The organism is Pseudomonas sp. H3_E04, assembly GCF_054668915.1.
Genome location: NZ_CP162797.1, coordinates 3641481 through 3654521, shown reverse-complemented (window position 1 = coordinate 3654521; position 13041 = coordinate 3641481). Strand labels below are relative to the sequence as shown.

The 13041-nt window shown below is 62.0% G+C and carries 14 protein-coding genes; 10 read left to right on the top strand and 4 right to left on the bottom strand.

What is annotated here, in order from left to right; all coding sequences use genetic code 11:
- Positions 1–2 precede the first annotated feature (2 nt).
- The 9 genes from ribBA (at position 3) to AB4N53_RS16430 (ending at position 6492) form a co-directional block, all read left to right on the top strand.
- Positions 3–1094 carry a bifunctional 3,4-dihydroxy-2-butanone-4-phosphate synthase/GTP cyclohydrolase II gene (gene ribBA, locus AB4N53_RS16470; protein WP_039761895.1) on the top strand — a complete coding sequence of 364 codons (1092 nt, stop codon included), beginning with the start codon at positions 3–5 and terminating at the stop codon, positions 1092–1094.
- A 90-nt stretch (positions 1095–1184) separates the two neighbouring features.
- Positions 1185–1661, top strand: coding sequence for a 6,7-dimethyl-8-ribityllumazine synthase (ribH, locus tag AB4N53_RS16465; RefSeq protein ID WP_003228649.1), 477 nt, complete (start codon positions 1185–1187; stop codon positions 1659–1661).
- On the top strand, positions 1658–2158 hold the full coding sequence (gene nusB / locus AB4N53_RS16460) for a transcription antitermination factor NusB (protein WP_024014489.1): 501 nt from the start codon (positions 1658–1660) through the stop codon (positions 2156–2158). The genes ribH and nusB overlap by 4 nt, the downstream gene beginning before the upstream one ends.
- A gap of 27 nt (positions 2159–2185) precedes the next feature.
- Positions 2186–3151, top strand: coding sequence for a thiamine-phosphate kinase (gene thiL, locus AB4N53_RS16455; RefSeq protein WP_460121751.1), 966 nt, complete (start codon positions 2186–2188; stop codon positions 3149–3151).
- Entirely contained in the window at positions 3148–3651 is a 504-nt protein-coding gene (locus AB4N53_RS16450; RefSeq protein WP_039761886.1) for a phosphatidylglycerophosphatase A family protein, read from the top strand. The genes thiL and AB4N53_RS16450 overlap by 4 nt, the downstream gene beginning before the upstream one ends.
- Before the next feature lie 25 nt (positions 3652–3676).
- Positions 3677–4414, top strand: coding sequence for a substrate-binding periplasmic protein (locus AB4N53_RS16445; RefSeq protein WP_460121749.1), 738 nt, complete (start codon positions 3677–3679; stop codon positions 4412–4414).
- A 244-nt stretch (positions 4415–4658) separates the two neighbouring features.
- Positions 4659–5276: a GTP cyclohydrolase II gene (gene ribA, locus AB4N53_RS16440; protein ID WP_024014485.1), complete on the top strand. Its 618-nt coding sequence runs from the start codon at positions 4659–4661 to the stop codon at positions 5274–5276.
- A complete protein-coding gene (locus tag AB4N53_RS16435) occupies positions 5273–5692 on the top strand; it encodes an MFS transporter (protein ID WP_434766858.1) in 420 nt (139 codons plus the stop codon). The genes ribA and AB4N53_RS16435 overlap by 4 nt, the downstream gene beginning before the upstream one ends.
- A complete protein-coding gene (locus AB4N53_RS16430) occupies positions 5692–6492 on the top strand; it encodes a cobalamin-binding protein (RefSeq protein WP_460121746.1) in 801 nt (266 codons plus the stop codon). Before AB4N53_RS16435 ends, AB4N53_RS16430 begins: the two co-directional genes overlap by 1 nt.
- 109 nt (positions 6493–6601) lie before the next feature.
- Here AB4N53_RS16430 and AB4N53_RS16425 read toward each other — a convergent pair whose 3' ends face one another.
- The 4 genes from AB4N53_RS16425 to AB4N53_RS16410 all read right to left on the bottom strand — a co-directional run bounded on the left by AB4N53_RS16425 (position 6602) and on the right by AB4N53_RS16410 (position 11745).
- Positions 6602–8488, bottom strand: a complete 1887-nt coding sequence (locus AB4N53_RS16425) for a TonB-dependent receptor domain-containing protein (RefSeq protein WP_460121744.1) — start codon at positions 8486–8488, stop codon at positions 6602–6604.
- A gap of 140 nt (positions 8489–8628) precedes the next feature.
- Complete coding sequence (gene dxs / locus AB4N53_RS16420; RefSeq protein ID WP_460121742.1) at positions 8629–10527, bottom strand: 1-deoxy-D-xylulose-5-phosphate synthase; 1899 nt, start codon at positions 10525–10527, stop codon at positions 8629–8631.
- Between the two features lie 91 nt (positions 10528–10618).
- The gene (ispA, locus tag AB4N53_RS16415) at positions 10619–11506 is read right to left on the bottom strand and encodes a (2E,6E)-farnesyl diphosphate synthase (protein ID WP_460121740.1); all 888 of its coding nucleotides are present in this window, start codon (positions 11504–11506) and stop codon (positions 10619–10621) included.
- Positions 11503–11745, bottom strand: a complete 243-nt coding sequence (locus tag AB4N53_RS16410) for an exodeoxyribonuclease VII small subunit (RefSeq protein WP_016772991.1) — start codon at positions 11743–11745, stop codon at positions 11503–11505. The genes ispA and AB4N53_RS16410 overlap by 4 nt, the downstream gene beginning before the upstream one ends.
- 497 nt (positions 11746–12242) lie before the next feature.
- On the opposite strand from AB4N53_RS16410, the gene AB4N53_RS16405 reads away from it, so the two are divergent.
- Complete coding sequence (locus tag AB4N53_RS16405) at positions 12243–13034, top strand: YfaP family protein (RefSeq protein ID WP_460121738.1); 792 nt, start codon at positions 12243–12245, stop codon at positions 13032–13034.
- The last annotated feature ends 7 nt before the right edge of the window (positions 13035–13041 follow it).

The following is a 13041-nucleotide window of genomic DNA, read 5'->3' as shown; positions in this document are numbered from 1 at the left end:
TTGTGGCGCTCAATAGCATCGAAGAACTGGTTGAAGACATCCGCCAAGGCAAGATGGTCATCCTCATGGATGACGAAGACCGCGAGAATGAAGGCGACCTGATCATGGCCGCCGAATGCTGCCAGGCCGAACACATCAACTTCATGGCCAAGCACGCCCGTGGCCTGATCTGCATGCCGATGAGCCGCGAGCGCTGTGAACTGTTGAAGCTGCCACTGATGGCGCCGCGCAACGGTTCCGGTTTCGGCACCAAGTTCACCGTCTCGATCGAAGCCGCCGAAGGCGTGACCACCGGCATCTCCGCCGCCGATCGCGCGCGCACCGTGCAAGCGGCTGCCGCCAAAGACGCCAAGGCTGAAGACATCGTCAGTCCGGGCCATATTTTTCCGCTGATGGCCCAGGCCGGCGGCACCCTCGCTCGCGCCGGCCACACCGAAGCCGCTTGTGACCTGGCGCGCATGGCCGGTTTCGAGCCGAGCGGGGTGATCTGCGAAGTGATGAACGACGACGGCACCATGTCCCGTCGCGCTGAACTCGAAGCTTTCGCCGCTGAACACAACATCAAGATCGGCACCATCGCCGACCTGATTCACTACCGGATGATCCACGAACGTACCGTTCAGCGGATTGCCGAGCAGCCGCTGGACAGCGAACTGGGCCAATTCAACCTGGTGACCTATCGTGATTCGGTGGAAGGCGACGTGCACATGGCCCTGACGCTGGGCACTGTCTGCGCTGAAGAGCCGACGCTGGTCCGGGTGCACAACATGGACCCGCTGCGCGACCTGCTGATGGTCAAGCAACCGGGCCGCTGGAGCCTGCGCGCCGCCATGGCTGCGGTCGCCGAGGCCGGCAGCGGTGTGGTGCTGCTGCTCGGTCACCCGCTTGATGGTGACGTGCTGCTGGCGCATATCCGTGAAACCGGCGAGCAGGCAGCGCCGAAAAAACCGACCACTTACAGCATTGTCGGTGCCGGTTCGCAGATCCTGCGTGACCTCGGCGTGCGCAAAATGCGCTTGATGTCGGCACCAATGAAGTTCAATGCGATATCCGGTTTCGATCTGGAAGTTGTAGAATACGTGCCCTCCGAATAATGACCGGCTGTTTCCGGACTCCGATTCGCGGCAAATAATCACTGAGGGACGCGTAGCAGACGCGTCCCGGCTCTTTAAGAGAACTGACGAATGACCCTGAAGACCATCGAAGGTACCTTCATCGCCCCTAAAGGCCGCTACGCTCTGGTAGTGGGCCGCTTCAACAGCTTCGTGGTTGAAAGCCTGGTCAGCGGTGCCGTTGATGCCCTGGTTCGCCACGGCGTGAGCGAAAGCGACATCACCATCATCCGCGCACCGGGCGCCTTCGAAATCCCGCTGGTTGCGCAGAAAGTCGCCCAGAAAGGCGAGTTCGCTGCAATCATCGCCCTTGGCGCGGTCATTCGTGGCGGTACTCCGCACTTCGAATACGTGGCTGGCGAGTGCACCAAAGGCCTGGCCCAGGTCTCCATGGAGTTCGGCGTACCGGTTGCATTCGGCGTGCTGACCGTCGATTCCATTGAGCAAGCCATCGAACGTTCCGGCACCAAGGCCGGTAACAAAGGTGCCGAAGCTGCCCTGTCCGCTCTGGAAATGGTCAGCCTGCTGGCGCAGTTGGAGGCCAAGTGATTAGCGACGAAAGCGATCGTTTCAACCCGCGCGATCCGAAACCTGCGGATGCCGGCAAGCCGTCGAAGAGCGCCAAGCGTCGCGAAGCCCGTCAGCTCGCGACTCAAGCGCTGTACCAGTGGCACATGGCCCGGCAGTCGCTGAACGAGATCGAAGCGCAGTTTCGCGTTGATAACGATTTCACCGATGTCGACGGCGCCTACTTCCGTGAAATCCTTCACGGGGTTCCGCAGTTCAAGACCGAAATCGACACGGCCCTGACGCCTTGCCTGGATCTGGCGATCGAAGAGCTGGACCCGGTTGAACTGGCGGTACTGCGCCTGTCGACCTGGGAACTGCTCAAGCGCGTCGACGTGCCTTACCGCGTTGTGATCAACGAAGGTATCGAACTGGCCAAAGTGTTCGGTTCGACCGACGGCCACAAGTTCGTCAACGGCGTGCTCGACAAGCTGGCCCCGCGCCTGCGTGAAGCTGAAGTGAAGGCGTTCAAGCGCTGATCGGCGCTTGAATACTTTTTCTCAGCCATGGGCGAGTTTGAGCTGATCCGCAATTTCTTCGCCGCCGCGCCTTGTGCGCAGGGCGGCGAAGGCGTTGCTCTGGGGATCGGCGACGACTGCGCCTTGCTGGCGGTTCCCGCAGGGGAACAGCTGGCGGTTTCCACCGATACGCTGGTGGCCGGTGTGCATTTCGCCGACCCCTGCGATCCGTTTCTGCTCGGTCAGCGCTCGCTGGCCGTCGCGGTCAGTGACCTGGCCGCCATGGGCGCCGCGCCCGTTGCCTTTACCCTTGCCCTGACTCTACCGACGGTGACTGCCGATTGGCTGCAAGCCTATGCCCGGGGTTTGAATCGCATGGCGCAAAGCTGCGGCGTCGCACTGGTCGGCGGCGATACCACGCGCGGGCCGTTGAGCCTGACGGTCACCGTGTTCGGCCGCGTACCCGCTGGCCAGGCCTTGACCCGCAGCGGTGCGCGGCCCGGTGATCTGCTCTGTGTCGGCGGCGAACTGGGCAATGCCGCCGGCGCCTTGCCGCTGGTGCTGGCTCAACGTGATGCCGAAGCGCATATCGCCCAGCCGCTGCTTGAGCATTACTGGTCGCCGCAGCCGCAACTGGCCCTCGGTCAGGCCCTGCGCGGCAAGGCCACGGCGGCACTGGACATCTCCGACGGCCTGCTCGCCGATTGCGGGCATATCGCGCTGGCGTCGAAGGTGCGACTTGAGATTGAACGCGAGCGTGTACCGTTGTCGGATGCTTTAGTCGCGTTTCTCGGTCAGCGCGGTGCCGAGCGCGCGGCCTTGAGCGGTGGGGATGACTACGTACTGGCCTTCACCTTGCCGTCCGCCGAGTTGCCGGCACTGCTGGCCGACGGCTGGCCGATCCATGTGATCGGGCGAGTGCTGCCGGGCCAGGGCGTGGTGCTGCTGGACCGCGACCGACGCGACATCACTCCGCAGATTCGCGGCTACCAACATTTTCAGGAGACACCGTGACAGATCACCCGAAACAGGTCCCTGCCGAATTCGTGCCTCCTTCGGTCTGGCGCAATCCGTGGCATTTCCTCGCGTTCGGCTTCGGCTCTGGCACCTTGCCAAAAGCGCCGGGCACGTGGGGCTCGCTGGTGGCGCTGCCGTTCATTCCGTTGTGGCAGATGCTGCCCGACTGGGGCTACTGGCTGATGCTCGGCATCACCATGCTGTTCGGCTTCTGGCTGTGCGGCAAAGTCGCTGACGATTTGCGTGTGCACGACCACGAAGGCATCGTCTGGGACGAAATGGTCGGCATGTGGATCACCCTGTGGCTGGTGCCGGAAGGCTGGTACTGGTTGCTCGCGGGTTTTCTGGTGTTCCGCTTCTTCGATATTCTCAAGCCGTGGCCGATCCGCTGGATCGACAAGCATGTGCATGGCGGCGTCGGCATCATGCTCGACGACGTGCTGGCCGGTGTGTTCGCCTGGCTGGCGATGCAGGGGCTGGTCTGGGTTTTCGCCTGATTCGACTCACGTGAGGAAACACGCAATGCTGCGACGCGGGTTGGCGCTGCTGCTTCTGGCTCTGCTGGGCACGTTCGCCCATGCGCAGGCCGCCGCGCCTGTGCCTGCGGTCATCCATCTGGCCAGCGAAGACTGGGAGGATTACACCGCCGCCGATGGCCATGGTCTGGCCTGGGACGTGTTGCGCAAAGTGTTCGAGCCGGCCGGGGTGAAACTGGATATCCGCACGGTGCCGTATACCCGTTCGATCGGTCTGGTGCAGTTGAAGGAAGTCGACGCGCTGGTCGGCTCCTACCGCGACGAAGCCGAGCATGTGCTGTACCCGCAATTGAAGTTCGATTCTGATCACATCTACGCGCTGGGCCTGGCGAGCAGCCCGCCGCCGACCCAGGCGACCCTGGGCAAATACCGTCTGGCCTGGGTGCGCGGCTACCGCTACGAGAACTACTTGCCGAACATCCAGCGCTTCAACCAGATCGAGCGGCGCACCGGCATTCTGCTGATGCTCAAGCAGGGCCGGGCGGATTACTACATCGATGCGCTGACCGAGATTGAAGCGGTCGTGCGCGATGCTGCGGATCCGGCGCAATATCGCTATTCGCATCTGGCCGAACTGCCGCTGTTTCTCGGTTTCGCTGATACCCCACAGGCTCGCGCGTTGATGGCGCTGTATGACCGGCGCATGGCGGAATTGGTCAAGAGCGGGGAGTTGAAGCCGGTCTTCGAGAGGTGGAAGCAGCCGTATCCGTTCGGCCCGAACTGAAGCCCAACGCAAATCCCTGTAGGAGCTGCGGCACGCTGCGATCTTTTGATCCTGATATCAAGCCAGATCAAAAGATCGCAGCCTCGTTGCACTCGACAGCTCCTACAGGGAGCGCCGGTGCTGGCGCCAGTGTCATCAAACTTTTTGATGGTTATGCCCGATAATTCAGCCTAAGCGTCCACAGGAACCTGCTGTTACAATGCCGGCCTGCGAATTTTCAGTCTTCTAGATCAGGAGCACATCGGTGCCTGTCGTCTTCGTCGCCGCTTCCAAGCTGCCAACGCCTTTTGCGCAATTCACCATGCACGGCTTTCTCGATGAGAGCACCGGGCGTGAGCACGTCGTGCTCAGCCTCGGTGAAATTGCCGATGGCGCCCCGGTACTTGGTCGCCTGCATTCCGAATGCCTGACCGGTGATGCCTTGTTCAGCCAGCGTTGCGACTGCGGCTCGCAACTGGAAGCTGCGCTGCAGGCGATTGCCCGCGAAGGCCGTGGCGTGCTGCTGTATCTGCGTCAGGAAGGGCGCGGCATCGGGCTGCTGAACAAGATTCGCGCCTACGAGTTGCAAGACGGCGGCGCCGACACCGTGGAAGCCAACGAGCGTCTGGGCTTCGCCGCCGATCAGCGCGACTACGCCATGTGCCTGCCGATGCTCGAACACCTGGGCGTGAAATCCCTGCGCTTGATGACCAACAACCCGCGCAAGGTCAAAGCGCTGACCGACATGGGCATCGTCGTCGCCGAGCGCGTGCCGCTGCACACCGGCCACAATCCGCACAACAAACTCTACCTGGCGACCAAGGCCAGCAAGCTCGACCACATGATGGGCAACGAACATCAGGGCGAGGTCGACCGCGCGTGACCCGTGGCCAGGTGCGGCGGCGGTTGGCGGTGGCCTGGTGGCAATACCTGGCGCTGGCGCTGTTGCCGCTGTTCGTGCTCAACGCACTGTTCGGCGAAGGCCAGGGCCTCTTGCCAGTGCTGGCGATGCCTTTGTTCATCGCCGGCGTCGCCTCGATGTTTGTCAGCCTGAAGTATTTTTCTCGCTACAAACATGCACTGATCGCCACGCAAAAAGCCCTCGATACCGCCGATGAACCCGCCGCCTGGATTGCCCTTGCGGCGCGTCGGCGTGCGGCGTTGCTGGTGGCGTCTTTGCCGGCCTGGATTGGCGCACTGGCGGTATTCGTCGGCCTCGAAGCCGTGCCGTTGATGCTGCTGGCGCTGTCCACCGCCGTGCTGTTCTACCTCTACCGTATTCCGCGTCAACTCGGTTGATGCCTCGCCTGTGGCTGGCGGTTGTGCTGCTCGCCCTGAGCGGCCCGGTGCTGGCTGCATTGCGGGTGGTCAGCCTCGCCCCCTCGCTGTCTGAAATCGTTGTTGAACTGGATTCCGCTGACCTGCTGGTCGGCGTGCTGGATGCGGGCGAGCGGCCGGCGGCGATTGCCGATGTTCCATCAGTGGGGCGCTACGGCCAGCTCGACATGGAGCGCTTGCTCAGCCTGAAACCGGATTTGCTGCTGCTCTGGCCCGGCAGCGTCGGCGCGGGGCAGCGCGATCAGCTCAAGCGCCTGAACATTCCGACCTTCGTCGCCGAGCCGCATACGTTGGCGCAACTGGCGACGCAAATTGAAGCGATCAGCAAACAGCTCGGGCGTTCTGAACGTGGGGCGAAACGAGCGGCCGAATTGCGCGAGCAACTGAATGATCTGCGCCAGCGTTATAGCCGTGACGAACCGCTGCGGGTTTTCTATCAAGTCTGGGACAAACCGCTATACACCGTCGGTGGCCGGCAGATCATCAGCGATGCGCTTGAAGTGTGCGGTGCGCGCAATGTGTTTGCCGAGCTGAATCTGCCGGCGCCGCAGGTGAGTATCGAGGCGGTGTTGCAGCGTGATCCGGAAGTGATTATCGCCGGTGATCAGGCCCAGCTAGCGGCGTGGAAGGCCTGGCCGCAGGTGGCGGCGGTCAGGCAGGGGCGGTTGTTGCTGGTCAGTGACAAAGGTCTGGAAAGGCCCAGTGGTCAGATGATCAGTGCGACCACCAAGCTCTGCCAATTGATCGCGCCGGACATGTAGGAGCTGCCGAAGGCTGCGATCTTTTGATCTTGATCTTGATCTTCAGCGCTCTTGGCACCTTCAAAAGCAAGGTCAAAAGATCGCAGCCTTCGGCAGCTCCTACAGGGAATCAGTGAACTTCAGGGGTCCACGTCACCCCGAACATCCACGCCCGACCTTCCTCGCGATAGCCATACTGCGCGCCGTCATAGCTGTAATTCGCCCGGCTGTAGCCCTTGTCCAGCAAGTTATCCACCTTCAGATCCAGCTTGATCTCCCGATTCAGCGCCCAACTGCTGCGCAGCCCGAGCGTGCCGTAGCCGCCCAGCGACTGGGTGTTGTTCAAGTCATCGTAACTGCCGCTGACCAATTGCCAACTGGCGCCGAGCCCCAAGCGATCAAACTGCCGGTCGACATCCCAACTGGCCGTGCGCCGCGCCCGTCGCGCCAGCGTATGCCCGGTATCGCGATCACGTGGATCGATGATTGCCACGCCAAGATTGCTCTGCCAGCCAAACAGCTCCTGCTTCAACGCCGCTTCAAAGCCATTGATCCGCGCTGACGCGACGTTCTGCGGGCGTGAGTCGCTGCCGAAGATGATCGCGTCTTGCAGATCGGTGCGGTAAATCGAGGCTTCCAGCCGCGCGCTGTCGCTCAACTGGCTGCGCCATTGCAGTTCGTAGCTTTTCGAAGTTTCCGGTTTCAGGTCGGGATTGCTGAAATCCGGGTAGTACAGGTCGTTGAAGGTCGGCGCGCGGAAACCTTCGCTGTAGCTCAGCAGCACGTCGTTATCCGGATTGAGCGGCAGGGTGAAAGTGCCGCTCCAGGTGTTCTGGCTGCCGAACTGCTGATTGTCGTCGTGGCGCAGGCCGATCTCGGTGGAGAAGCTGTCGGCCTGATAGCGATGCTGGATGAACGCTGCGCGGTTCCAGCGGCTGTCCTCGTCGAATGCAGTGCTGCTGTTGACCCGGTCTTCGTACCAGTCACCGCCCACGATCAAGCTGTTGCGCGCATTGAGCGTCAGGTCGTTCTGCCAGTTCACCGAGTCGCGATAGGTGTTGAACACTGTGCGCTCGTCGCTGAGCTTGTCGAAAGTCTTCTCGCGGTTTTCGCTGTGGCCGAATTCGACACGGGTTTTCCAGCTTTCATTGACCCGCGCATCGACATAACTGCTGACGCTGCTGACATTGAAAGCACTGTAGGGCTGCTGTTGCACCGACTCGAAGGTGTTCATGTCGAAGCGGCCGAACGGGTTGTCGAATTCGCTCCTGCCACGGTTATCCAGCAGATTGGCGCCGATTTCGATGTCATCGGTCAGCGCGTGGCTGAGGCTCAGGCTCAGGGATTTGTTGCGGTAGGCGTCATGGTCGCCGTCGCTTGGATACGACTCGTGGGTGCGGTCGATCCCGGCAGTTTCATCAAGGCTGGCGCCGAGGTTGAAGCGGGTTTTCTCGTCGCCGCCGGACAAGCCGAGGCTGCGTTCCCAGGTCTGCTGACTGCCGAAGCCCAGATGCAGGCGTGGCTGCAAGCCTTGCTCGCTGCCGCGCCGGGTGAAAATCTGGATCACCCCGCCAATCGCGTCGCTGCCGTAAATCACCGAGCGCGAACCGCGCAGCACTTCGACGCGCTCGATCTGCTCGATGTTCAGGTGCTGCAGGTTGCTGTCGCCGGAAGTCGAGTTGCCGATGCGCTGGCCATCGACCAGCACCAGGCTCTGCGCCGACTGCGTGCCGCGAATATAGATCCCCGGCAGGCTGCCGCGCCCGCCAGTCTGCGCCACTTGCACGCCCGGCACGCGCCGCAGCAGATCGGGCACGTCGCTTGGTTGCAGGCGATCGATGTCTTCGCGAGTGAATACAGTGTTGGCGGCGCTGCTGTCGTTGCGCGCCTCGACCTGACGATTGGCGCTGATCAGCGTGTCCGGCAGCTTCAGCGCCTGATCACGTTCGAATGTATCGGCAAGGGCGCTGGCGGTTGGCAGCAGGAGGAAGGGCAGGGCGAGGCGCGAGAGGTTCATGGCAATCTATGGTCTTTGCAAAACCATGTAGGAGCTGCCGAAGGCTGCGATCTTTTGATTTTGCTTTTTAAAGGTTCCGGAGCTGCCGAAGAGCAAGATCAAAAGATCGCAGCCTTCGGCAGCTCCTACAAGGGATTGCGTCAGCTGTTGAGCAAATCCAGCCGCTGGCGAATTGATGCTTCGATCCCGGCCTCATCGAGCCCGCATTCGGCGAGCATCTGCGCCGGCTTCGCATGCTCGACATAGATATCCGGCAAGCCCAGATGCAGCATCGACTTGAGGATGTTCTCGCGGGCGAGGAATTCGCTGACCGCGCCGCCGGCGCCGCCCATGATCGCGTTCTCTTCGATGGTCACCAGCAACTCGTGGCCACCGGCGATCTCGCGCACCAGCGCTTCATCCAGCGGTTTGACGAAACGCATGTCGACCACAGTGGCGTCGAGCTTCTCGGCGACTTTCAAGGCTTCGCTCAGTTGCACGCCGAACACCAACATGGCGATTTTGCTGCCCTGACGACGGACGATGCCCTTGCCGATTTCGATCGCTTCGAGATCTTTTTCGATGACTGCATTCGGCCCGCTGCCGCGTGGGTAGCGCACTGCCGCCGGGCCGTTGTAGAGGTGGCCGGTGGTGAGCATCTTGCGCAGTTCGTTTTCATCGCTCGGGGTCATGATGACCATGCCCGGGATGCAGCGCAGGTACGAAAGGTCGTAGCTGCCAGCGTGGGTCGGGCCGTCTTCGCCGACCAGACCGGCGCGGTCGATGGCGAACAGCACGTCGAGGTTCTGCACGGCGACGTCGTGCACCAATTGGTCGTAACCGCGTTGCAGGAACGTCGAGTAGATCGCCACCACCGGTTTCGCGCCTTCGCAGGCCATGCCGGCAGCGAATGTCACCGCGTGCTGCTCGGCAATCGCCACGTCGAAATAACGCTCGGGGAAGCGCTCGCTGAACGCCACCAGATCCGAGCCTTCCTTCATCGCCGGGGTGATCCCGACCAGACGCGGATCGGACGCTGCCATGTCGCACAGCCACTCGCCAAACACCGCCGAATACTTCGGCCCGCTGGCGGCTTTCGGCGCAGCGGCCGGAGCGTCCAGAGGTTCGAGTTTGGTGATGGCGTGGTAACCGATCGGGTCGACTTCCGCCGGGGCGAAGCCTTTGCCTTTCTTGGTGACGATGTGCAGGAACTGCGGGCCTTTGAGATCGCGCATGTTGCGCAGCGTGGCGATCAGGGTTGGCAGGTCGTGGCCGTCGATCGGGCCGATATAGTTCCAGCCCAGCTCTTCGAAGAGGGTGCCAGGGACCAGCATGCCCTTGGCATATTCTTCGGTGCGACGGGCGATTTCCCAAGCGCCGGGCAGGCGCGAAAGGACTTTCTTGCTGCCCTCGCGCATGCTCGCGTAGGTGCGGCTGGAAAGGATCTTCGCCAGATAATTCGACAGCCCGCCGACGTTGCGCGAGATCGACATGTCGTTGTCGTTGAGGATCACCAGCATGTTGGCGTTGACTTCCGGCGCATGGTTGAGCGCCTCGAAAGCCATGCCGGCGGTCAGCGCGCCGTCGCCAATCACGGCGATGGCCTTGCGATCGCTGTCCTGCAGACGGGCGGCAATGGCCATGCCCAGCGCGGCACTGATCGAGGTGCTGGAGTGGCCGACGCCAAAAGTGTCGTACTCGCTCTCGGAGCGGCGCGGGAACGCGGCAATGCCGTCCTTCTGACGCAGGCTGGCCATGCGCTCGCGGCGACCGGTGAGGATCTTGTGCGGATACGCCTGATGCCCGACATCCCACAGCAGACGGTCGTCCGGGGTGTCAAAGACGTAATGCAGCGCGATGGTCAGCTCGATCACGCCCAGGCCGGCACCGAAATGCCCACCGGTCTGGCCGACCGTGTAGAGCAATTCCAGGCGCAACTCATCGGCCAGGGTTTCCAGCTCGGCTTCGCCTAACCGGCGCAGGCCGTCCGGCGTGTTCGCGCGGTCGAGCAGGGGCGTGGTCGGGCGCTTGCGGGGAATCTCATGAAACGTCGTGGGCATCAGGCGAATCGTTATAGGTATAAAAGATGCGGCAGTTTACCTGATGCATCGGCCCCTGCCCACGCGTTGGTCTTTTTTGGCCGATACGCCGTCAGTTGCGCCGCTCGACGATATACCGCGCCAGCTCGCGCAACGGCTCGGCAGCCGCGTCAAACGGTCGCAGCGCCTGCAAGGCCTGATCGCGCAGTTCCAAAGCGTAGGCCTTGGCCGCGTCGAGGCCGAGCAGGGCCGGGTAGGTCGGTTTGTCGCGGGCAATGTCGGCGCCCTGGCGTTTGCCGAGGGTAGCGGTATCGCTTTCCACATCGAGGATGTCGTCCTGCACCTGAAAGGCCAGGCCGATGGCCTGTGCATAAGTCTGCAATGCCTGCAGTTGATCAGACTGGGCGCGGCCGCTGGCCAGGGCACCAAGCTTGACGCTGACTTCAATCAGCGCGCCGGTCTTGTGCCGGTGCATCTGTTCGAGAGCTGCTTGATCGAGTTTGAGACCGACCGAACCGAGATCGATGGCCTGACCACCGACCATGCCCGCCGGACCGGCGGCGTGGGCCAGCGCAGTCACCATCTGCAGACGGATTTCGCTGCTGCAATCGCTCAGGCGCGGGTCGAGCAGGGCGCTGAAGGCCAGGCTCTGCAAGCCGTCACCGGCGAGGATCGCGCAGGCTTCGTCGAATTTCTTGTGGGTAGTCGGCTGGCCGCGACGAAGGTCGTCGTCGTCCATCGCTGGCAAATCGTCATGCACCAGCGAATAGGCATGGATCAACTCGACCGCACAGGCCGCGCCGCTGGCCTGTTCAGCCTGGCCACCGAGGGCTTCGCACGCGGCGTAAGCCAGCAACGGGCGCACGCGTTTGCCGCCGTTCATCACGCTGTAGCGCATCGCTTCGTAGAGCCGCGCCAGTTCCGGCAGCGGCGCATTGAACAGAGTCTCCAGCGCCGCGTTGACCCGGGCCTGACTGCTCGCCGAATACGCCGCGATCATTCTGGCTCATCCGCGTCGAAGGGTTCCTCGGCGAGCTCGCCATCTCGCTCCAGCAGCACCTGCACTTTCTGCTCGGCCTGGGCCAGCGCCGCCTGGCAGTCACGGGTCAGACCGATGCCCTGCTCGAAAGCGGTCAGCGAGTCTTCCAGCGACAATTCACCGTTCTCCAGACGCTCGACCAGTGTTTGCAGGTCGGCGAGGGATTGTTCGAAATCCAGTGCAGCTTTTTTGCGGGCCATGGCGGCAATTTCCGGTAGACGTTAAACCGGCGCGACACTAGCAGATAGGGGGGGTATGGGCAAATGAGACGCCCCACCCAAAGCCGCGCACATGACCCCGTGGCGAGGGGATTTATCCCCGCTGGGTTGCGTAGCAACCCTAAAACCAGACAACCGATACTCTCAGGAAAATCGAAGTCGCCGGTTTACGACTGCTGCGCAGCCGAGCTGGGATAAATCCCCTTGTCACAAAGTTAATGTGAAGTTTCGGGGCTGAGGCTTATTCGGCTCATTTTATGAGCCGAATAACTTCGCTATTCGGCTCACGCCCTCTCGAAAGCGCGATTCCTACAGCAATCACACATGTATCCGATTGTTAAAAAACTGCCGAATCGCTAATCTTCGCCGCTTCTACGGCCCCGACAGTTGCGGGGCATTCAGACGAAACGCAGTTCACCGCTGTGAAGTACCGAGGATCGGGTGCAAGGTTTCGTTCAAGGCATGGCAGGAGGCGTCACATGCGTTCATTTCTTTTGCTGTTGATCGGCCTCGCCTGCGCGCCTGCGCTGTGGGCGGCGCCGACTGCGCAGTTGTCCGAGCCAGTCGGCGGCTGGCGTTATCACGGCTTGCTCGATCGCTCGGAAAATCCGCAGGTCGCCTACCCGACGCCGCCGATCGATCGCGGCATCCAGCGCAATCGCACGATGATCCAGGGCCAGCTCAAGGCTCTGGGGCACATGCGTGCGCCGCACAGCCTCGCCGTCAACGGCAATCCATTGAATCTGTACACCGATGATCAGGGACGTTTTGCCCGACCCTATGCATTCGGTGCGGGCTCCAACAGCGTCGAAGTGATCAGCGCCGAAGGCCAGTCGCTCAAGCGCGTGCAATTTTATGAAGCATATAATCTGCGCACGCCGGCGAAGATTCGTCTTGTCTTGGGATGGGACGACCCGAAAGCCGAGCTGGATCTGCATATTGTCACCCCCGACGGTCAGCATGCGTTCTGGGCGCGGCCGGCGCTGAGCAATGGCGGCGGCCTCGACCCGGATGGTGTCGACGGCCCCGGCCCGGAAATGTTCACCATGACCGCGCCGCTGCACGGCACCTATCTGGTCTACGTCAACTATTGGGGCAACTACGGCGATGGTGGCTATAACTTCGAGGAGACCAGCAATGAGAACGAGGTGATCACCTCGCAAATCACCCTGGTGCTCAACGAAAACACCGTCGACGAAAAACGCGAAACCTTCATCGTGCCCCTGCGGGCGATCGGTGATCTGCTGCTGGTCAAGACTTTCAACTATTAAGCATCCC